Source organism: Paenibacillus phyllosphaerae, from assembly GCF_014192105.1.
GTDB classification, from domain to species: Bacteria; Bacillota; Bacilli; order Paenibacillales; family Paenibacillaceae; genus Paenibacillus_Z; species Paenibacillus_Z phyllosphaerae.
In genome coordinates this window covers 203863-224421 of sequence record NZ_JACHXK010000005.1, presented here as the reverse complement: position 1 = coordinate 224421, position 20559 = coordinate 203863, and the positions used below count along the sequence as shown (strand labels likewise).

Here is a 20559-nt window from a genome sequence, read left to right as displayed (position 1 = left end):
GCCGCAGCCCCTGCGGGCTTGCGACCTTACGCCTATACGGCCAATGGATGACTTAATGAACATTCGTTATAACGAGCAATCGTCCGCGGTCCAACTCTTCCTCATAGCGCTCCGCTTCCGACTGCGCAATGCCGATAGCCGCCAGCTTCGCGCGAATCTCATCGCCTCTGGAGCGGAAGATATTCGCCATCGTACTCACGACGCCTTCCTCCGCTAAGCCGATTTGGTTGGCGTCCGTAGCGTCCGCCAGCGACTTGGTCTCGTCGCTGCTATGGGCGAGGACGTAGACATCGTCTTTGCGGTAGCCGCGCCTGTTAAGCTCGCGCACCGCATGCAGCGCATCCATGGCTGTGGTCACAATTTGAACGCTCGGTTTGATCTCTTGCATCGTAATCCCTCCGCTTTTCAATTGGATTGGCCAAGGTCGGCTATGTCCACTTACCCCGAATGAGACAAGCTGAAACAGGCTGCGATCGCTTCATGATGCAAAAAAGATTCGATTCAGCGCAAGCGGCCGCGGTTTAAGTGATTCGTACAACCTAATCTTGGCTTTCTCGAGAGGAGACACGAATCAGATGCAATGGGAATGCTTTCACCACTCGCCGCGCAGCCATTGGGCTTATGCATATGACAAGGACACGATTCATCTGCGGGTGCAGACGAAGCGTGACGACGTCGAAGAAGTCATTGCGGTTACGGGTGACAAATACGACTGGGATGGATGCCATGAAGACGTGGTGATGGAGAAGGTCGCTGCCGATCATTTCTTCGATTACTGGGAAGCGGCGGTAAAGCCGAGGTACAAGCGTTTCTCCTATGGCTTCCGACTTCGCGCGGGAGACGAGACCGTCTTCATGACCGAATCCGGCATTGGGCACGACCAGCCGCAGCCTCCTGGCGGATACTATGAATTTCCGTACATACACGAAATCGATATTTTCAACGCTCCGGAATGGGCGAAGGAAGCGGTCTTCTATCAAATCATGCCGGACCGGTTCTCCAATGGCGATCCGGAGCTGAATCCCGATCCGATCAGCGAGTGGGGCGAGGCGCCGGCGACCGACAATTTCTTCGGCGGCGATCTGCAGGGCATTCTGGATCATCTGGACCATCTGACCGACCTGGGCGTCACGGCCGTCTATCTGACCCCGATCTTCCAATCGCCGTCCAATCATAAATACGATACGGTCGACTACATGAAGATAGACCCCCATCTTGGCGATGCGTCCGTGCTGCGCAAGCTGGTGGACGCCTGTCATGAGCGAAGCATCCGCGTCGTGCTCGATGCGGTGTTCAACCATACGAGCGAACAATTCCCGCCCTTCCAGGACGTCCTCAAGAACGGGGAGAAATCGAAGTTCAAGGATTGGTTCCACGTCAATTCGTTCCCGGCAGAAGTGAAGGACGGCGTGCCGACGTACGATACGTTCGGCTTCTACGGCAACATGCCGAAGCTGAACACGGCCAATGCGCAGGTGAAGGAGTATTTGCTGGAGGTGGCGCGCCACTGGATAGAGGAAGCCGACATCGATGGCTGGCGGCTCGATGTGGCCAATGAGATCGACCATCACTTCTGGCGGGACTTCCGCAAGACGGTCAAAGAGGCCAAGCCCGATGCCTACATCATCGGCGAGGTATGGAGCGATTCGCGGCCATGGCTGCAGGGCGATCAGTTCGATTCCGTCATGAACTACCCTTTCGCGGATAAGGTGCTCGGTTTCTTCGTCGAGGAAGCGTTCGACGGCAAGACGTTCGCCGATCAGATGAACAATCTGCTGATGCGTTATCCGCAGCAGGCCAACGAGGTCATCTTCAACCTTCTGTCGAGCCACGATACGCCGCGGGTGCTTACGCGGGCGGGCGAGGACAAGCGCAGGCTGAAGCTCGCCGTCGTATACCTGCTCACGTATATCGGCACGCCTTGTATATTCTACGGCGACGAGGTGGGGCTGAAGGGAGGCGGCGATCCGGATTGCCGGCAATGCATGATCTGGGAGGAGGATCATCAGGATCGCGAGCTGTACGACTTCTACAAGCTGCTCATCGACCTGCGCAAGACGAATCCGGCGCTGCGCAGCGGCCGGTTCCGCTTCCTGAAGGCGGACGAAGGCGACCGCCGTATCGTGTACGAACGCCTGGGCGAGGGAGAGCACTTCATGGTATGGATGAACAACACGAACGAGGAGACCGAGATGCAGCTGAATCTGAACACCGACGATTGGTGCGACGCGCTGACGGACGAGCATGTACCGGTCATCGACGGAATCCAAACGATCCAGCTGGAACCGCTGGGGTATCGCATCATGAAACGTAAACCGTAAACAAAAAAACAATCGTTCAGCCCTGTGCCTCCGAAGGAGATGCAGGGCTTTTTTGTTGATGGTGTTGCCTTCGAAGAAGGGAGCAAGGAAGGAGGCAAGCGTGTCCACAAAGTGGACGTCAAGCGAGGGTCAGCACGCGTGATGTTTTCAAGCGTCCGAGCCATGCAGGTCTGCTGCCCAAGGCAACAAAGTAGCGAACGAAGCTCGAAGCCAGAGCTTTGTCCGAGCGGCATGGTCAGTTACCCAATCCGCAAGGACAATTGCGCGCCACCCTCGAAAGGACAGATCGAAGACGGCCGCGTTCCGAGTCACGCCGATTATCGGAGGGGGAAGGGGCGAGGCGCTAATATTACCACATTATCATCCCTTTGAATCGCCCGACACGAAGGTGTAATAAATGAAATTTTTCATAGAATTAAAGCAGCCGAATCACGGTTTCAACCGCCTGGGACAAGGTGTATAAACGTTATACCAAATATCGCCTAGGAGGTATCGTGACATGAACACGAACGAATGCATCGCCATGCTGCTAGCCGGAGGTGAAGGCCGCAGGCTTGCTCCGCTTACGACACATCTAGCTAAACCGGCCGTACCGTTCGGTGGGCGATGCCGCATCATTGACTATACACTTAGCAACTGCATCAATTCGGGCATCTCGACCATCGGTGTCCTGACTCAATATAAAGCGGAATCCTTGCACGCCCATATCGGAGACGGCGGCGTATGGCGCCAAGCTTGCGCCAGCAAGGAGAGCGAGATTACGCTGCTGCCGTCGCAGCGGCTGGGCTCGCAAGGCTATATCGGAACGGCGGACGCGATCTGCCAGAACATCGACTTCATCGACGAGTGCAGCCCGGAGCATGTGCTTGTCCTGTCCGGCGACCATATTTATCAAATGGATTACAGCAAGCTGATGGACACGCATAAGGCGTCCGGAGCGTCGGCGACGATCGCGGTCAAACGCGTGCCGTGGAAGGAGACAAGCCGGTTCGGCATCATGAATACCGATGAAGCGGGCCGCATCACGTCGTTCGTCGAGAAGCCGGCCAAGGCGGAGAGCAATCTCGCCTCGATGGGCATCTACATGTTCCGCTGGGCCGATCTGCGCGAGGCGCTGTTGGCCGATTGCGAGGATCCTTCCTCGAGCCATGACTTCGGCAAAGATATCATCCCCCGTATGCTGCGTGCCGGCGATAATCTGACGGCGCATCCGTTCGAAGGCTACTGGCGGGACGTCGGCACGGTGGAAAGCTTGTGGGAGGCGCATATGGACATGCTAAGCGGCGAGATGGAGAATACCGATTCCACGGGAACATGGCCGCTCATTACGAAGGAACGCAAGCAATCGTTCCGCTCCTATGTAAGTCCGCGTTCAGATGTGCTGGACTCTTATATCCATGAGGGAAGCTCCATAGAGGGCGACATCGAACGTTCGGTTATTTTCGGCGGTGTGGCAGTCGGACGAGGCACGGAAATTCGGGAGAGCGTCATTATGCCCGGGGCGAGAGTCGGCCGTCAGGCACGACTTACTCGCGTCATTATCGGCGAAGGCGCGGTCATCGAGGACGGTGCGGTGCTGGGAAGCACGGACGGCGAGATCGTCGTGATCGGCGCAGGCGAGCGCGTGGCGGGCAACCCGCTGTATTCGAAGTGGCCGCTTCTGCTGCCGCGTTCGGTATTCAGCGAGAGCGAGGTCTATCAGAAAGCGCCGATCGCTTTCGATAAAGCATAACAAGTCATAGCTGCATAACGATTCATACAAGTGAGCAATCCCTATTCGCGCATGGCGCGGATAGGGATTTTTGAAATATAGGGATTTACAAAGTTCACGATTATAAATGACCCTCTATTTCTCCGGAATGAAACGCACTGCGCCTTCAAAGAGGGCGTCAGCCGGTTCACCTTGCTTCGTACGATTTTCAGGCCTCCGCCTTGTTGACAATGATAATCGTTATCAATTACAATAACCCAAGAGAGAAAACCAGTATGTGGATAGGTACCTGTAGTACGACGCCAGCACAAGGATAGGAGTGGAGAGTCAATGGCGAACATCATTATCGTTTTCGCTAGCATGACGGGCAATACAGAAGAGATGGCCGATGCCATAGCTGCCGGCGTTCGAGAGGCTGGCATCGAACCTAAGGTTGTGGATGTACTAGACGCCAAAGCCGCCGATCTGGCCGATTACGATGGAATCTTGCTCGGCGCTTACACGTGGGGCGACGGCGAGCTGCCGGATGAATTCCTGGATTATTATGCCGAGATGGATGCGCTGGACCTAAGCGGCCGCAAGTCGGCGGTATTCGGATCAGCGGACTCCGGCTACACCCAATACGGCGTAGCCGTCGATATTCTGCTGGCGAAGCTGGCTGAGCGGGGCAGTGAGAATGTGCTTGAGGGCATGAAGATCGAGCTGAATCCTTCCGAGAAGGAGAAAGAGGAGCTGCGTACATTCGGACGCACCTTCGTCAGCCATCTGCTGCAGACCGTGTAGAAGCTGAAGTTGCGGACACATAGTATGGAAGACCAAGAAGCGGGGATCCTCATGATCCGCCGCTTCTTGGTCGTTGAACGCGCTTGTTACGGGGCGGGCTGCAACAGCTTGGCGTCCAAGGTGACCGTCGTGGTCAGTTGGTGGACCTTACTCCCGTCTTTGGCGCTGATCTCATAGATGGTCAGCGTGCCGGTGTTGCTGGATGCGCCGGAGACATCGACCGTGAACTCAAAATCGCCCCATTCCGGCGCGCCGACGCTGGCCATCACATGCCCTTCGTCCAGCATCTCGTGGCCATCCTCGAAGGTGTAACTGAACGCCGCTTCGAACACGCGGGCCTGCCCTTTCACGACGAAATTCGAGTCGATAGTCGTGCCCTCCGCAGGCTCGAAAATGCGGAACGCCTCGTTCTCGGCAACCGGGGCAGGCGCTTCATCCGGCGCTGAGTCCGGGTCTTTCCCGTTATCTGCCGGTTCTTCTCCCGCAGGCTCCCCGCCCGGCGCAAGCTCGGGCTGCTCGTTATCGCCGCTCTGCGGAGGGGTATTCGTATCGGTATCATTCGGCTTAGGATCCGGCTGCGGCTCTCCAGTTGACGGTTCATCAGGATTCGGAGCGGGATCGTCGCCCCCATTGCCGGCGCTCCCTTGGTTCGTTCCGGGCTGATCGCTATCCGCCGTTTGTGCCGGGCTGCATCCGGCAGCTGCCAGCATAAGCAGCACAAGGGCCGTCAAGCCCACCGTTTTCATACGCCATAATTTCAGCATAAGTTCGCCTCCTTGCGATTGGATGATGCAGGATGTGAATCTTGCTTGCACCCTCTTCGACGCATGAACGGGGCAAAAGGTTACGCGAAGGAGAACAACGCCCAAGCCTATTTTGAAATATAAGAATGCCGTTTCACCTTGGTAAGAGAGGATGGACGGAGGGATTTGGAGAAGCTGTCTCCCGCCATGTACAATAGAACAAACGAATACGATGAAGGAGGCGATGGCTTGCGTACATTCCATGCAACCACGGAAGCGGTTCTGATCGCGGACGAGAAGGGGAACTTCGTCACACGCCGCGTGCCGGAAATCGAGGTGGAGCTGGCCGGAATTCCCGGCGACCGCCATTACGGACTGCTCGTGCCGGCAGACAGCAGACAGTCGATCTATGAAAGAGGCACGATGATCGCCAACCGTCGGCAGATCAGCATCATATCGGTAGAGGAATGCGAGGAAATCGCGCAGGGGATGGGCATCGAAGCGATCGAGCCGGAGTGGCTCGGCGCGAACCTGCTCGTCAGCGGCATTCAAGGGCTGACGCTGCTGCCGGTCGGCACGCGGCTGGTGTTCCCGGACGGCACCGGACTTATCTGCGAAGGGGAGAACGAGCCCTGCGTCCTGCCGGGCAAGAAGATTGCGGCGGCGATCAGCGATGAGAGTCTGGCTAAAAAATTCGTGCCGAACGCCAAGCGCAAACGCGGCATTGTCTGTTCGATCGAGCGCGAGGGCATCATCCGCGCCGGCGATGAAATCCGGATTATCCGGCCATAACAAAGAAGAAGAGCAGGTTCGTCTCAAGCACGAACCTGCTCTTGCTCGTTAATCGCCCCAGCGCAGCGCCATATGCAGCGCACAGCCATCCGACTCGAGCGTGAAGGTGACGCCGGAGGGCGTATAGTGCGTCTTGATCGGCTGCGACGTGCCGACCGTGTGCAGCATGGCGTTGACCTTGTCTTGCTGGCTGGCCTGCGAGGCCACCATCAGCTGATAGGCAAAGGCAGGCTCGCCAAGCTTCTGCAGCAGCTTGGTCCCGTCCTGCATCAGCCGGGGGAAGCTATGCACCGATTTTTCGAATATTTTCGTATCGACCGGCGGTAATTCCCGATAGTCCGCATGGACCGGCTGCGCGTAATAATACGGGTAAGTCGGATAAGGATAGCAGTAGGGTAAGCGATAGTCGTTCACATCTGCACCTGCCATAGACGAAAGTTGGTTTGCTCCCCTTATGCTATGTAGGCGAATGGCGGTTGGTGCGGCTTACGACTTCGGCTCGCTCTTGCCGTCGTAACGTTTGGTCCACTCGGCCAGAATGCCGTCGCGGTCTTTGGCGGCCTGCTGCAGATCATAGTCGATCAGCTGTTCCAGCGGATTCTTGGCGTAACCTTCCGGAATAGCGCCTTCGCTTGCATTGACGGCTACGATGGCGTAGTTCTTGTTATACTCCTTCATGGCGTCGTCGGTAATCGCCCAATCCAGGAAGTCCTTCGCCACTTGCTTAATCGAAGCTTTTTTCACCAGCGCATTGGCCTCGACGTCCCAGCCGGAGCCTTCTGCAGGGAAGACGACTTCAACTGGGGAACCGCCGTTCTTCTCCGTAATCGCGCGGTAGCCGAAGGAGATGCCGATCGGATATTCGCCCGTGCCAGCCATCTTCGCAGGTTTGGAGCCGGAATGGGTGTACAGTCCGATATTCTCATGCAGCTTATCGAGATAACTCCATGCCGCATCGGCGCCTTTGAGCTGAAGAAGGCCGGAGACCGTCAGGAAGCCTGTGCCGGAGGAGGCTGGGTTAGGCATGGTGATGAGCCCTTTGTACTCTGGCTTAAGCAGATCCTCATAGGTACGCGGAATGGCGAGGCCTTTCTTCTCGAGCTCGACCGTATTCACGGCGATCGCCGTCTCCCATGCATCAATGCCTACCCAATGCGCAGGCTCGGCGCTGTCCTTGAACTTGGCATCGACGCGTTCGAGGCCGGCAGGAGAGTAAGGCTCGATCATGCCGTTCTGATCGAGTACGAGCAGGCTCGTTGCGGCAGTGCCCCATACGACGTCCGCGACCGGATTGTCCTTCTCTGCGAGCAGCTTGGCCGTAATAATGCCAGTGGAGTCGCGGACGATGTTCAGCTTCACATCCGGGTACTTGGCTTTCCAGGTCGCGAGGTAGGCTTCGATCTGATCGTCCTCGAGCGCCGTGTAGATCGTCAGCTCCTTGTTGTCCGCTTCTGACCCGTCGGTTGCGGCTGTAGTTGCGTTTGCTTGGTTTTCTGTATTCGCATTGGATGTGTTCTCGCCGCTTCCGTTGGCGCTGCCGCAGGCGGACAGAATCATCAGCACCGCGCACAGCAGAATGAGGGTTAAACTGCGTTTTTTCATCGATTTCGACTCCCCTTGGGATAGTGTTGTACACAAGATTAAGTATAAGGTTGGTTCTTTAAACGAGCGTAAATTACAAGTAAAGGTATTGTTTTCTTTTGTGTTTTGTTGGATTTGTATGCTTTCAACGCATGAAAAAGCCAGCCTCCTGTCCTTAGATCCAAGGAACAAAAAGCTGGCCAATGAAACGAATGAAGCATTATTCCGCGATGAGCCAATGAATATCTTTCTCTTGCAGACGGGCTTGCCACTCCCGGGGCGGGGCGATGTCGCTGATGACGATGTCCATCTCCTCGAGGTCGGCGATTTTGCAATAGTGGGTCGTGCCGATCTTCGTATGGTCGGCGAGTACGATCGACTGCTTGGCCTGCTTCATGAACATGCGGGAGAGCATGGCCCTCTCGTCTTCATAAGCGGTCACGCCGGTGTCGATCTGCAGGCCGTCGGCGACGATGAAGGCTTTGTCCACATAAAAGTTGTTCATGAAATGCATCGCAAGCGAACCGGAGGTACGGTAATGCTTCGTATTGACGCGGCCGCCGATCAGGACGAGCTCGCCGTCGAAGACGCCGCGGTTCTTGTAGCCCATGAGCAAATTCAGCGTATGGACGGAAGTGACGAGCACGGTGAGCTGCTTGCGCAGGACGAGGCTGTCGATCATCTGGAGCGTCGTGGTTCCGTCATCGATGACGATGACGTCCTGGTCTTGGATGAGCGATGCCGCAGCCCGGCCGATCCGCTTCTTCTCCTCCGCCTGCAGCACCTCGCGCTGCACGTAGGCGGGCTCTTCGCGCTCGACGTTGATCTTGACCGCGCCGCCGTAGACGCGCTTCAGCTTCTTCTCCATCTCGAGCTCTTCCAAGTAGCGCCGGACCGTCTCCGAGGAGACGTCGAGCCTTGCGACCAGCTCGGGCGTGCGTACTTTGCCCTGCAGCTGCAACATATCTAATATCGTCTGTTTACGTTCTTCTCCGGCAAGCGACATCGGTTTCTCTCCTGTTTCTCGGAATTAATTATGCCGTCAAGTAGAGCGGTCATCAATTCTCTCATTTCACCCTATTATATCGTGTCGACCGTTTCGTGAATATGAATGTCCCGTTTGCGCAGCTCTTCGAAAATAACCTCGGGAGCAAAAGCCTCCTCCGGCGTCACGATGCCCGGCCGCTCCTTGCACAGCGTATGGCCCTTCGCGATCAGCTCGGTCGCGATCGCAAGCGGTATGCCGACATTGCGCGTGTAGGCGCGCAAGTCTTCCCAGCCAGCTACCGAGCCGTCCGAACGCGGATGCGTGTGCGTCAGCACATGCCGCTTGCGCTGGCCGTCCTTCATTCCCGTTACCTCGACATGGAGCGCGTAGCCGTACAGCTCCGTCGTGCTGCCTTCGGGGGCTTCGCACAGATAAGCGCCGATCGCGTCCATAATGCCGATCTTCGTCCCGCCGACCACAATCGGGTCGTTGCGCATGAATCCGTATTCGTACAGCGCCCGGACAAGGCGCATGTTCGGCTGGGGCCAAGTGCCGCGCACTTCGATCAGACGGACGCCTTTGGGCTGCAGCGCGGCCGCCAGCGTGCGGGTCTCGGCATGCGGAATAATGTATTGAACGGCCGTCCCGTAAGGTTCTGGCAGCTCGATCTCCCGCGGACGGGCGAATGGGGGCACCTGAATGAATGCCCCATTCTCGTAGACGACGCGTCCCGGAAGATGCGGGTCATACTCGTACGTGGTCGTCTCCGCGATCGACTTCGAGAAGGCGATCGGCCGGTAGGAGCCGTGGCTGACGCGCACCTCGTATACCTCATCGAGCCGGTTCGCCGCATGCATGGCCATCATCTGCGTGACGCCCGGCGTCATCCCGAAGCCCGGCAGGCAGGTGCGCCCATAGCGGACGAAGCCCTCGCGGCTGGCATCCTCGTCGCCGAAGCCGTTCAGATTAATGCCGTGGCAGCCGGCCTCGGCGATGCAGGCGGTCGAGAGTCCGTTCAGCGTAATCGTCGTGCCGTCCATGACGATATCGTAGCCGCGCAGCTTGGCCACCGTATCATCGTGATCCTTGACATTCACCTGCACCACGTCAACCCGCGGATCGTTCAGCTCGCCCGCCACCCGCTGCGCTTCCTCCAGATTGTAATCGCCGATCGTAATCCGTTCGAAAGACGAATGCTGCACCAAATCGAGCACGGCCTCCCGGCAAATCCGGCCTGCGCCGCCCAGACAGAATACTTTCACGATAAGTTCCCTCCATCATTCGAATAGGGTGAATTATGACAAGCTTGCTAAGGTGCGCCGATTAGGTCATGCAGCGCTGCACGGCTTCCGTCAGGCGGGCCAGATCCGCCGGGAAAACATGGCCGATGCTGCCGATCCGGAAGGTATCCGCCGCGGAAATTTTGCCCGGATAGATGACGAAGCCTTCCCGCTTCAGCGCTTCATAGAAGTTGGCGAATACGAAGCCCCGGTCCTCCGGGTAACGGAAGGCGGTAATAATCGGCGACTGCCAAGCCGCTGGCAGGAGCGGCGTGAAGCCGGCCTCGGCCATACCCTCCGCAAGGACGCGCTGATTCTCGGTGTAGCGTGCATGGCGGGCGGCGATGCCTCCCTCTTGCTCAAGTTCCGAGAGCGCCTGATCGAAAGCGCGAACGACATGGGTCGGAGAGGTATAGCGCCACTTGCCTCCGTATTGCTCCATCGTCAGCCATTGATCATACAGATCGAGCGACAGGGAGCGGGCATGGCCGGCGCATCCCTCAAGCGCTTCGCGGCGCGCGAGCACGAAGCCGAAACCGGGCACGCCTTGGATGCATTTGTTGCTGCTGCTGATCAGCCAGTCGATGCCGAGCGCCTCCATGTCGATGGGGATGCCGCCGAAGCTGCTCATGGCATCGACGATCAAGACGCGCTTATGCGCGCGCACGACCTCAGCAAGTTCGGCGAGCGGATTCAAAATGCCGGTCGTCGTCTCGCAATGGACCAGCGCGACATGCGTAATCGCCGGATCATCGGACAGGATGCGATCAAGTACGAGCGGGTCCGCTTGCGCAACCTCGCCGAACGGCACCTCCACGTGATCGATCGCCAGACATTCGGCGATCTGCGCGATCCGGTCTCCGTACGCGCCGTTGGTAAGTACGGCGAGCTTGCCGCCGCTGCGCGGCAGCGCCGTGCCGATCGCGGCTTCCACGCTGAACGTGCCGCTGCCCTGCATCAGGATGGCGGTATAGCCGGCCTGAGATCCGGGAGCCGCGAGCGCGACCAGCCGGGTGCGAATCGACTGGACCAGCTCATTGTATTCGCGGTCCCACGTGCACCAATCGCGCAGCATCGCTTCGCGCACCGCCCGGGTCGTGCTGAGCGGGCCCGGCGTCAGCAGCAGATAAGGATTGCCCTCTGTGCCCGGCGTCGGTCCGTTCCCGTTGATGACTTCCTTCACAGGCTGATTCATGGCTGCTCCCCCTGATTCAATTTGGATTCAATGTCCGTAAATAAGCTGTCCAGCTTGCCGATCTCTGGAATCACATAGTGCGCGCCGGCCGCGAACAGACGGCCTGCGACTTCGTCATAGCGCCGCTGACGCTCTTCTTCAGGCAGGGCGGCCGTCTCCGCCTCCGACAGTCCCAGTTCATTGCCGCCGAACACGACGCCGACCGTCCAAGCGCCGGCATTGCGGCCTTCGCGCATATCGGCTTCGGTGTCGCCGCATTTGACGATATGGCGCGCCGGATAGACGCCGAGCAGCTCGGCATTGCGACCCAACATCCAAGGATGCGGTCGGCCGCCGGCCACTTCGTCCGGAGTAACGGTGCTATCCGGCGCATAGCCTTGCTTGGCTGCCGCAGGCATCAGAAGGTCCATCATCGGGCGCGTATAACCGGTCGTCGTGCCGATCTTGATGCCTGATGCACGCAGACGTTCGACAAGCGCAAGCGCGCCCGGTACCGGTTCGGCGTATTCGTGGACGATGGCGAGCAACGTCGGCTCGAACGCTTCATAGAGCGACTGAACGTCGGCCTCATTGGCCGGCGCGCCATACTTGGCGATCCAAGCGTCTTGCACGGCAGGCGCATGGCAAATATCGCGCAGATGGTCGATCTTCATCCGGCCCATAGGCCTCCTGATATCGGCGTCGGCTACGTCGATCCCCCGCTGCGCGAATACGCGGCGGAACGCTGCCACCGGCGCGAAACTTCCGTAATCGACCATCGTGCCGGCCCAGTCCAACATAACAGCTTTAATCATTGTCAATTCCTCCTTGAGGGTAGTGATTTTCGTAATCGGCGTGTATCGGATACTAGCGGGTTCGCCACGCGGACGTTTTCTTCCGAATGACGGCGGACAGTCCCTCATAGGCTAGTCTTACGAGCAGGTTCGCCCCGACGATCAAGACGGACATCGCCGCGGCCTTGGCCGTATCTCCGGCGTCATCCATGCTGACGATCGCGACCGAAGCGAGCTTCAGATCGGCGCCGTACAGGAAGATGACGGCCGAGACGGTGACCATCGCATTGACGAAGAAGTAGACGGCCATCTCCAGAATCGCCGGCAGCGATAACGGCACCGTAATGCGGGTGAAGAATCGCAGCCACGACACGTTCATCGAGGCGGAGACGCTGCTGAACTCCCGGTCCATCATCTTCAGCGACGTCGTCGCGGTCATGAACGGCACCGAGTAGAAGTGGGCGACATTCGCCAGCACGAGAATGACCATGGTCCCGTAGATCGGGTGAAGCGGGTTCGCCGGATCGTTGAAAAAGAAGATGTACGCCAGGCCGATCGCCAGCCCCGGCAGCGCGAGCGGAATGATCGACAGGAAGTAACTTGCTTGCCGAACCGCGCGAAGCACGCGCATATGCTCAATCAAATAGGCGGACATGAAGGTCAGGCATGTGCCTGCAAGCGCCGTCCACAACGCCATCTTCACGCTGTTCCAGAATGGCGCAAGACCGCCGGCAGCCGCATCGGTGAAGTTGTATTTGCTAAGCGTAAAGGTCAAGTTGTACGGCCATACCTTGATGAGCGAAGCGATAACGACTGCGCCCAGCAGAAGCAGCATCGCAAGCGCGACGAACGAGGCATAGCCATGGGCCCAAGCATCGCGGATACGGCTTGGCTTCACCATATATGGGGTGGAGCGCGACGTAATGTAAGCCTGTTGCTTGCGCGTGATGACCCGGTCGATGATGAAGGCGACGACCGCCGGGATCGACAGCATGATGCTGACGACGGCGCCGAGCGCCATATTCTGCTGGCCGATGACCTGCTTGAACATGTCGGTCGCCAGCACATTGTATTGTCCGCCCACGACCTTCGGCGCGCCGAAGTCGGTGAAGCTGAGCGTCGCGCAGACGATGACCGCGCTGATCAGCCCGTATTTGATCGAAGGCAGCGTCACCGTGACGAGCTTCCGCAGCTTGCCGGCGCCGAGCGTCTCGGCTGCTTCGTACAGCCGGTAGTCGCTGATCGAGAGCGCGGCGGACAGGATGAGGAACGCCTGCGGGAACGTATAGATGACCTCCGAGATGATGATGCCGATCTTCCCGTACAGCGGGATGCGCATCTCGAACGGCAGCCAGCCGAAGAATCCGGTGGAGATTATGCCTTGATGCCCGAACAGATAGACCAGGCCGATGCCGTGCATCATCGTAGGCGCGAAGAGCGGCAGCAGCGCGGCCGCCTTATAGAGCGACTTCCCGCGGATGTTCGTGCGCGCCAGCGCATAAGCGAGCAAGAAGGCGAGCGGAACGGCGATGATCGTCGTCATGAACGAGACGAATACCGTATTGCGCATCGACTGCAGCAGGGCAGGCGACTCCAGATAGGTCCGGAAGAAGGTAAGTCCGGCGAAGCTGCCGTCCATGTTCACGAACGCTTGCCGGAACAAGGCCAGCAGCGGCAGCACGATCAGCATCATCATGACCAGCAGCAGGAGCAGCAGGCTGATCGCTTGAATCCACTCCGCCCGCCCCCAACGGAACCTTCGTTTGGCCCGGTACAGAACAGGGCGCTCGCCCGGCAACGATGAAGGCAGGGCTGTCGTCTCGGATTCCAGCTTCATCGCCCTCGTCCTCCTTGCTGCGCCGCGAGTTGCGCATCCGGATAGTGGAGCGTCCGGGAAGCGGGCAGCTGCAGATGGAGAACCGCATCCCTTCGGAGATCCAGCTTCTGCGCATGCGACGCGGAGACGTCGACGAGCACGGGGGATTGCTGCCCCGCGGGATGCACGGGCTGGAGACTGACCCGGTAGTAGGAGCCGCGGAACTCGGCATGGAGAATCTTGGCCGGCAGCAGTCGACCGTCTTCCTCGGGGAGCAGGTCGTCCGATCCGCGAGCGGCGATATGCTCCGGACGGATCGCCGCCACGTGAGCGGAGCCCAGCTCGGAAGGCAGGAAGTTAATCGCGCCGATGAAGTCGGCGACGAACGGCGTGCGAGGGCGGTCATACAGCTCCTGCGGCGTTCCGGCCTGCTCGATCCGGCCTTCGTTCATGACGATGACTTGATCGGCCATCGTCAGCGCCTCTTCCTGATCGTGGGTCACCATAATGGTCGTAATGCCGAGCTGTTCCTGCAGCAGGCACAGCTGCTCGCGCAGCTTGACCCGCACTTTCGCATCCAGCGCCGAGAGCGGTTCGTCGAGCAGCAGCACCTCGGGCGACAAGGCGATGGCGCGGGCCAATGCGACCCGCTGCTGCTGCCCGCCGGAGAGCTGCGCCGGATAGCGGCCGTCGACGCTTTCGAGCCCGACGAGGCGCAGCATGTCCTCAACCTTCTCCTTGATCTGGCGGCGCGGCATTTTGCCCTTCAGCCCATAAGCGATGTTGTCTGCCGCCGTCAGATTGGGGAACAGCGCGTAGGACTGGAACACGATCCCGAAGCTGCGCTTGGCCGGAGGCAGGAACGTAATGTCGCGGCTGCCGAGGTGGACGGTGCCGCGGTCGGGCTGCTCGAGTCCGGCGATAATGCGCAGCAAGGTCGTCTTGCCGCAGCCGCTCGGTCCGAGCAGACAGGTGAATTTCCCTTGCTCGATGTTCAGCTGAATGCCTCGCAGTGCCTCGAACGGCCCGAATGATTTGTGAATACCTGCAATCGTGAGCGCTCCCATAAAGGACAGGGCCTCCTTATAAGTCGAATGTCCACTTCTGTACATGTGTGTTGTTGTGGCGGATTAAGCAGTGGAATGTGGATTGTGCCTGTGTTGTGTATGGTTTCTGGTGGAACTGACTTAAGGATAGGCTTTATATGTAAAACGGGTGTAAACCTCATATTAAGATTGTGTGTTGCATTTTTATTTGTTGTTTTACGTTGGTTTTGGTGTGGGGGTCTTCGCATGTCAGACATGCCGATCCGAGCATCCGTCTGCAGACGTAGGACAGAATCCACATCGGGGACGATGGCGGGAACGGAATCGATTCGGTACAATGAAGGTAAATAATGGGGCGAGAGGGTGGCGACATGTTCGATTGGCGGCGGTTGACGCGTTTTACCCGGTATACGGGAAATTGGGGGGATCGGCAGGAAATCGATTACCAGTGGCCGGCTACGGGCTTCCCGGTCGTGCGGATTCGTTCCGGAGGCGCCGGCGGACGCAAGGTGGCCGTCGGCTTGATCGCGATTGGCGACGTGGCGGTCGGCTTGGTCTCAATCGGCGCCGTCAGCGTCGGCGTCCTGTCGCTCGGGGCGGTGGCGATCAGCTGGGTGCTCGGGCTTGGCGCTGTAGCGATCGGGAATCTAGCGGGCGGTGCGGTTGCCATCGGGGAAGTGGCCGCAGGAGCCGTCGCGATCGGCCAATACGTTGCCGGCGCCGTAGCCATTGGCGAGCACGCCTTGGGGGCCGTCGCGATCGGGGAGCATACCCTCGGGGCTGTCGCGATTGGCGAATCGGCTTATGGCGGCGTTGCCATAGGGGAACATGGCTTTGGCTTGATTCCGCTGACCAAAGATGCGATCGATTGGCTTACGGGCTTGTTCGACTAGAGAAAGAGGTGCACATACGCATTGCGGCTTAATAAAGGCGAAGTTTTATTTCATCAAGGCGAGGAAGGGCCGTTGTACCGGATTGACAGCGGCCTGTTCAAGGTGGTGCGGGGGTACGAGGATGGCAGCACGCTGATCTTCAACGTGCTGACTCCCGGGGAGACGGTGCCGCACCATTCGCTAATTAGTCCGAAGGAATATCACGGTACGGCCGTGGCGCTCGTGCCGTGCGAAGTGACGCTTATCCCGAGAGCGGAGTGGTACGAGGCGATGGAGCGGGATCCTTCCCTCTACAAAGGCGCCGCGTTGGAACTTCAGGCGAAGCTTAGAATGATGCAGCAGCGCATCGACCAGCTGACGGCGCTGACGCCGAAGGAGAAGCTGGCCCGGCTCCAGCAGTGGTTCGCCTCCTACGTGCCGGGCGCGCCGCTGATGGAGCTGCTCACGCAAGAGGAGATCGGCCAGCTGCTCGGCCTGCGCAGGGAGACGGTGAACCGGCTTCTGCGGAAGGCGCCGGCGGATGCCGATTGAACAACAAAGCCGCGAGGAGAGGGAATATCCTCATCCTTGCGGCTTTTGTGTTTCTTACTTCAGAGCTATTCCAGACTTGCGGCTGGACCGAAAAACTCAACATGAATCTGTTCTTTTGCCACGCCGAGCGACTGCAGGCTGCGATACATCTCTTGAAGGAAGGACGGCGAGCCGCAGAGGAAGTAGACAGCCGGTTGCGCCGGAATAACCTCCTTCAGCCAAGCTGCGTCGATCCGTCCCTCCTTGTCGAAGCGGCGGTCTGCGCGGTCTTGCTCGGTCGGATTCGAATAGCTATAGAAGGCTTTCAGCTTCGAACCTGCTTGCGCGAGCGACGCCACCTCTGCCTGGAAAGCATGCGTGGCGCTATTCGCCGTCGCGTGAATGAAGGTCGCCTCGCGATCAGCCTTATGCAGGTGATGGAGCATGCTGACCATCGGGGTGATTCCGGCGCCGCCGCTCAGGAGCACGACAGGCTGCTCCCCTGCTGCAGCATCAATCGTGAAGTCGCCCGCAGGCGCGGATAACAGCAATTCCGCACCCTCTGTCACGTCATGGTTCATATAGTTGGAGACGACGCCATCCGGACGCTCCTCTCCGCCGTCCTCGCGCTTGACCGAGATCCGATAGCCGCGAGCATCCGGAGCGCCGGAGAGGCTGTACTGCCGGATATGCGTATTCGGCTGACCTGGAATGGACAGCTTCACGCTGACGTATTGGCCCGGCAGGAAGGCAGCCGGACGCGAGCCGTCTGCAGGCTCGAGGTAGAATGAGGTCATTGCGACGCTCTCGGCTTGTCGGCGCACAACTTTGAACGGCTTGAAGCCTTCCCAACCGCCAGGCTGCTGCTCGGCTGCCTCGTACATTTGCGCTTCCACGCTGATGAAGACGTCGGCGATGATGCCGTAAGCTTCGGCCCACGCACCCAGAATCTCATCTGTTGCCGCGTCGCCGAGCACTTCCTTGATGGCCTTCAGCAGGTAGGTGCCGACGATCGGATACTGCTCCGCCGTGATGCCGAGACTGCGGTGCTTGTGGGCGATTTGTTTGACGGCGGGCAGAATGGCTTCGAGCCGGTCGATATGAAGGGCGGCGGCATAGACCGCGTTCGCAAGCGCTGCCTGTTGGCGGCCTTGCTTCTGGTTGGCATGGTTGAAGAGGTTCAGCAGTTCCGGATGATTGGTGAAGAGCAGCTGATAGAACCGTGTCGTGATGGCTGTGCCGTGTACTTCGAGGACCGGCACCGTGGATTTGATAATGGCAATCGTGGATGCTTGCAGCATAAGGAACACCCTTTCTTAAACGCCTGTGTAATGGATGCCTTTATTGTAAGCGCTGCGTCTGCCTTTGCAATGTGACTTCAGTCACACAGAATACGAAGGATTTGTGTCGGAATGCGATATAAATTCGGGGTTATAAAAAAGACGACCCGCTGAGGATCGTCTTCAGCAGACAGGCGTTAAGCTTGTCCGCTGTTATTCTTTAGCATCCGGAGGCGTGAAGGAGCGCTGCAGGAACTCGTTGTCGAGCATGTAGAACGCGTTGCTGTCCTTCTCGATCCGCTTCAGCTTGTTAATGATGCTGTCGAACATCGCCTCTTCCTCGACTTGCTCGTCGATGAACCATTTGAGGAATTGCATCGTCGCATGTTCGCGGTCGTTCAGCGCAAGGTCGGACAGATGGTAGATCCGGCTCGTTACGATCTTCTCATGCTCGAACGCATGCTCGAATACTTCGAGGATCGAGCCGTATTCGTTCTGCGGCGTCTCCATGCCGGCCAGCGTGGCGCGTCTGCCGCGGTCGTTCAGGAATTTATAAATTTTCATGGCGTGAAACCGTTCTTCTTCCGCTTGGACGATAAAGAAGTTTGCAAAACCGTCGAGGCTTTCGCCGGAACAGTAGGCGGCCATGGCCAGATAAACATGAGCGGAATAGAATTCGAAGTTCATCTGGTCGTTCAATGCTTGACTGAGTGATTCGTTCATGGGTTCACGCACCTTTCCATAGTTAATAGAGGTTAAAGTTCAAGAGGACTCTCGCCTGGATGCTGGCGTTCACATCCGTACAGGAGCCCGCATTCGCCCTTATAGTGTACCACATAATAGGCAAATTAGCCCAGTAGCCAACCGTTAGCCGATTCGTTCTTTGAGCAGGCCGTAGAGCGCTTCGGCCGACTTGGCGACGACGACCTCTTTCTTGCCGATCGTCACGAAGCACTGCTTGGCGCACGTTTTGCAGTTGCCCAGACAATCCTTCTTCTTCTTCTTCTGCTTCAGGTCGGGAAATTCGGCCTTCAGCGTCTTGTATACGGTCTTCGAGCCATGGCGGAAATTCCTGCAGCAATACTTGATCTTCTTCATGTCCGTGTCCACCTCTCCGGGATGGTCGCATTATATGTTCTCAATGATATTCATTATCATTTAAGCTGTCAATTGGTGGGCGAGCATGAAATGATCCGGTTTGTAAGAAATGGCCAGCAATTTGAAGATCGGGTTCTTGCATGGTAACCTCTATAAGGAAATATCCGACAGATTCGAGAAGCAAGGAGTGTATGAGAAAATGACGAATGGACAACAGCGCGCGGCGATCCGGCCGGGCTTAACCGTCGATATTGTATTGAAGCAGGACCAGCGGACAGGCAAGCTGACACGCGGGGTAGTGAAGGATCTGCTGACCAAATCCCCGAATCATCCGCACGGCATCAAAGTGAGATTGACGGACGGGCAGGTCGGCCGGGTCAAAGCGATTATCGAGGGCTAATATTCGACAGTGTGTTTAAGAAAATTGCCGGAAAATCCTGAATTTCCGGCCTTTTTCCAAATAGTAACTTTGACGAAGCCGCTACAATTCGATAAAAATGAGGGGGAGAGGACAAACCAAACATCCAAGGGGGAACCGTAATTCATGAAAAAGAACGTACTGGCTGTATCCGCATTGTCTGCTGCTTTGCTGCTTAATGTCGTCGCGATTGACGATGTTTATGCCGAGCGCGGAGGTAAGTCTAAGTCCGTCGAAGAGCAAACGCAGAAGGATACGGAGCAAAAAGACAGTACAGCAACGACCTCCGAAGACGCAACGGCCGATCAAGTAACGGTTGATACGGAGGACCAAGCTGAGGCGTCTGATGAAGCTGAGACGGATGCTGACGCTGTAGCGGAAGAAGGCGCAGACGGCGGCAAAGGCAAGAAGGGGAACAGCAAGGGACTGGAAAAAGCGTACGAAAACACGAAAGACAAACCAGCTGGTGAGCGGATCGCCGAGCTGTTGAAAGATAAATACGGCATCGACGTAACGGCCGAGGACCAGGAAGATCTGTCCGGGCTTGTCTCCGAGCTCGAAGCCGAAGGCAATGTGGACGCCGCGGAAGCGACGCAGGCCGAGATCGTGCAAGAAGATCCGTCCAATGTGGAAGCTTACGTGGTGCTGGGCAAGCTGAAGGAGAAGAAAGGCAAGAAAGGCATTAAAGCGTACGTGAACGGCAAAGAGCCGAAGTTCGATGTAGCGCCGATCCAAAAAGACGGCCGCGTGCTTGTTCCGTTCCGCGCGATCGCGGAAGCGCTCGAGGCTGAGGTCGCCTATGACAGCGCGACGAAGTCCGTAACGGTTACGCGTGACGGTGTCGAGGTCAAGCTTGTCTTGGGCAGCAATGAAGCCTACATTAACGGTGAGAAAGTTACGCTCGACGTATCGGTGCAATCGATCAATAACCGCGTCGTCGTACCGCTGCGCTTCCTGAGCGAAGCGTTCCAGCTGAACGTGATGTGGGAACCTACGACGTCCAGCGTTATCGTCGTAGACGAGACGGCAGCTGAGGCTGATGGTACCGAAACGGCGGAAGCGACAACGACAACGGAAGAAGCAACAACGACTGAAGAAGCAACAACGACTGAAGAAGCAACAACGACTGAAGAAGCGACAACAACGGAAGAAGCAACGGCTACGACTGAAGAAAGTGCTGCTTCTACAACGGAGACGACAACGGAAACAACGACCGAAACGACTACAGAAACTTCTGACGCATCGACTGAAGCTGATGCAACAACAGAAGCGGCGAATTAATCGGCTCGCTTAGACTCGGATAACCTCAATTTGGCAGGTGTGGAAATACG

General features: G+C 57.8%; 21 protein-coding genes. 8 read left to right on the top strand and 13 right to left on the bottom strand.

What is annotated here, in order from left to right:
* Positions 1–52 precede the first annotated feature (52 nt).
* Entirely contained in the window at positions 53–388 is a 336-nt protein-coding gene (locus FHS18_RS13505; protein WP_183600593.1) for a YflT domain-containing protein, read from the bottom strand.
* A 187-nt stretch (positions 389–575) separates the two neighbouring features.
* Here FHS18_RS13505 and FHS18_RS13500 point away from each other — a divergent pair, with 187 nt between their 5' ends.
* The 3 genes from FHS18_RS13500 to FHS18_RS13490 all read left to right on the top strand — a co-directional run bounded on the left by FHS18_RS13500 (position 576) and on the right by FHS18_RS13490 (position 4815).
* Positions 576–2321: an alpha-glycosidase gene (locus FHS18_RS13500; RefSeq protein ID WP_183600592.1), complete on the top strand. Its 1746-nt coding sequence runs from the start codon at positions 576–578 to the stop codon at positions 2319–2321.
* 499 nt (positions 2322–2820) lie between these two features.
* A complete protein-coding gene (locus FHS18_RS13495) occupies positions 2821–4053 on the top strand; it encodes a sugar phosphate nucleotidyltransferase (protein ID WP_183600591.1) in 1233 nt (410 codons plus the stop codon).
* 309 nt (positions 4054–4362) lie between these two features.
* Positions 4363–4815 (top strand): flavodoxin, encoded by a 453-nt coding sequence (locus FHS18_RS13490; protein ID WP_183600590.1) that lies wholly within the window; start codon positions 4363–4365, stop codon positions 4813–4815.
* Between the two features lie 86 nt (positions 4816–4901).
* On the opposite strand, the gene FHS18_RS13485 is transcribed toward FHS18_RS13490, so the two are convergent.
* On the bottom strand, positions 4902–5579 hold the full coding sequence (locus FHS18_RS13485; protein ID WP_183600589.1) for a Gmad2 immunoglobulin-like domain-containing protein: 678 nt from the start codon (positions 5577–5579) through the stop codon (positions 4902–4904).
* A 228-nt stretch (positions 5580–5807) separates the two neighbouring features.
* Between FHS18_RS13485 and FHS18_RS13480 the strand changes: the two genes are divergently transcribed.
* Complete coding sequence (locus FHS18_RS13480; protein WP_246427630.1) at positions 5808–6350, top strand: MOSC domain-containing protein; 543 nt, start codon at positions 5808–5810, stop codon at positions 6348–6350.
* A 48-nt stretch (positions 6351–6398) separates the two neighbouring features.
* On the opposite strand, the gene FHS18_RS13475 is transcribed toward FHS18_RS13480, so the two are convergent.
* From FHS18_RS13475 to FHS18_RS13440, 8 genes are all read right to left on the bottom strand, one after another.
* Complete coding sequence (locus tag FHS18_RS13475) at positions 6399–6764, bottom strand: YuzC family spore coat inner layer protein (RefSeq protein WP_183600587.1); 366 nt, start codon at positions 6762–6764, stop codon at positions 6399–6401.
* A 72-nt stretch (positions 6765–6836) separates the two neighbouring features.
* Positions 6837–7952, bottom strand: coding sequence for a putative 2-aminoethylphosphonate ABC transporter substrate-binding protein (locus tag FHS18_RS13470; protein ID WP_183600586.1), 1116 nt, complete (start codon positions 7950–7952; stop codon positions 6837–6839).
* A 199-nt stretch (positions 7953–8151) separates the two neighbouring features.
* Positions 8152–8937, bottom strand: a complete 786-nt coding sequence (locus FHS18_RS13465; RefSeq protein ID WP_183600585.1) for a DeoR/GlpR family DNA-binding transcription regulator — start codon at positions 8935–8937, stop codon at positions 8152–8154.
* A gap of 74 nt (positions 8938–9011) precedes the next feature.
* Positions 9012–10181, bottom strand: a complete 1170-nt coding sequence (locus FHS18_RS13460; protein WP_183600584.1) for a saccharopine dehydrogenase C-terminal domain-containing protein — start codon at positions 10179–10181, stop codon at positions 9012–9014.
* A gap of 61 nt (positions 10182–10242) precedes the next feature.
* The gene (gene phnW, locus FHS18_RS13455; RefSeq protein WP_183600583.1) at positions 10243–11394 is read right to left on the bottom strand and encodes a 2-aminoethylphosphonate--pyruvate transaminase; all 1152 of its coding nucleotides are present in this window, start codon (positions 11392–11394) and stop codon (positions 10243–10245) included.
* On the bottom strand, positions 11391–12188 hold the full coding sequence (phnX, locus tag FHS18_RS13450; protein ID WP_183600582.1) for a phosphonoacetaldehyde hydrolase: 798 nt from the start codon (positions 12186–12188) through the stop codon (positions 11391–11393). The genes phnW and phnX overlap by 4 nt, the downstream gene beginning before the upstream one ends.
* Before the next feature lie 52 nt (positions 12189–12240).
* The gene (locus FHS18_RS13445; RefSeq protein WP_183600581.1) at positions 12241–14004 is read right to left on the bottom strand and encodes a putative 2-aminoethylphosphonate ABC transporter permease subunit; all 1764 of its coding nucleotides are present in this window, start codon (positions 14002–14004) and stop codon (positions 12241–12243) included.
* Positions 14001–15050 (bottom strand): ATP-binding cassette domain-containing protein, encoded by a 1050-nt coding sequence (locus FHS18_RS13440; RefSeq protein WP_183600580.1) that lies wholly within the window; start codon positions 15048–15050, stop codon positions 14001–14003. Before FHS18_RS13440 ends, FHS18_RS13445 begins: the two co-directional genes overlap by 4 nt.
* A 350-nt stretch (positions 15051–15400) precedes the next feature.
* Between FHS18_RS13440 and FHS18_RS13435 the strand changes: the two genes are divergently transcribed.
* Both FHS18_RS13435 and FHS18_RS13430 read left to right on the top strand, forming a co-directional pair.
* Positions 15401–15922 (top strand): hypothetical protein, encoded by a 522-nt coding sequence (locus FHS18_RS13435; RefSeq protein WP_183600579.1) that lies wholly within the window; start codon positions 15401–15403, stop codon positions 15920–15922.
* A gap of 21 nt (positions 15923–15943) precedes the next feature.
* Complete coding sequence (locus FHS18_RS13430; RefSeq protein WP_183600578.1) at positions 15944–16453, top strand: Crp/Fnr family transcriptional regulator; 510 nt, start codon at positions 15944–15946, stop codon at positions 16451–16453.
* Between the two features lie 65 nt (positions 16454–16518).
* On the opposite strand, the gene hmpA is transcribed toward FHS18_RS13430, so the two are convergent.
* The 3 genes from hmpA to FHS18_RS13415 all read right to left on the bottom strand — a co-directional run bounded on the left by hmpA (position 16519) and on the right by FHS18_RS13415 (position 18810).
* Positions 16519–17733, bottom strand: a complete 1215-nt coding sequence (hmpA, locus tag FHS18_RS13425) for an NO-inducible flavohemoprotein (RefSeq protein WP_183600577.1) — start codon at positions 17731–17733, stop codon at positions 16519–16521.
* A 192-nt stretch (positions 17734–17925) separates the two neighbouring features.
* Entirely contained in the window at positions 17926–18435 is a 510-nt protein-coding gene (locus FHS18_RS13420) for a ferritin (RefSeq protein WP_183600576.1), read from the bottom strand.
* A gap of 144 nt (positions 18436–18579) precedes the next feature.
* Entirely contained in the window at positions 18580–18810 is a 231-nt protein-coding gene (locus FHS18_RS13415; RefSeq protein ID WP_183600575.1) for a DUF1450 domain-containing protein, read from the bottom strand.
* Between the two features lie 199 nt (positions 18811–19009).
* On the opposite strand from FHS18_RS13415, the gene FHS18_RS13410 reads away from it, so the two are divergent.
* The gene (locus FHS18_RS13410; protein ID WP_183600574.1) at positions 19010–19210 is read left to right on the top strand and encodes a YwbE family protein; all 201 of its coding nucleotides are present in this window, start codon (positions 19010–19012) and stop codon (positions 19208–19210) included.
* Between the two features lie 144 nt (positions 19211–19354).
* Positions 19355–20509 (top strand): copper amine oxidase N-terminal domain-containing protein, encoded by a 1155-nt coding sequence (locus FHS18_RS13405; RefSeq protein ID WP_183600573.1) that lies wholly within the window; start codon positions 19355–19357, stop codon positions 20507–20509.
* Positions 20510–20559 lie beyond the last annotated feature (50 nt).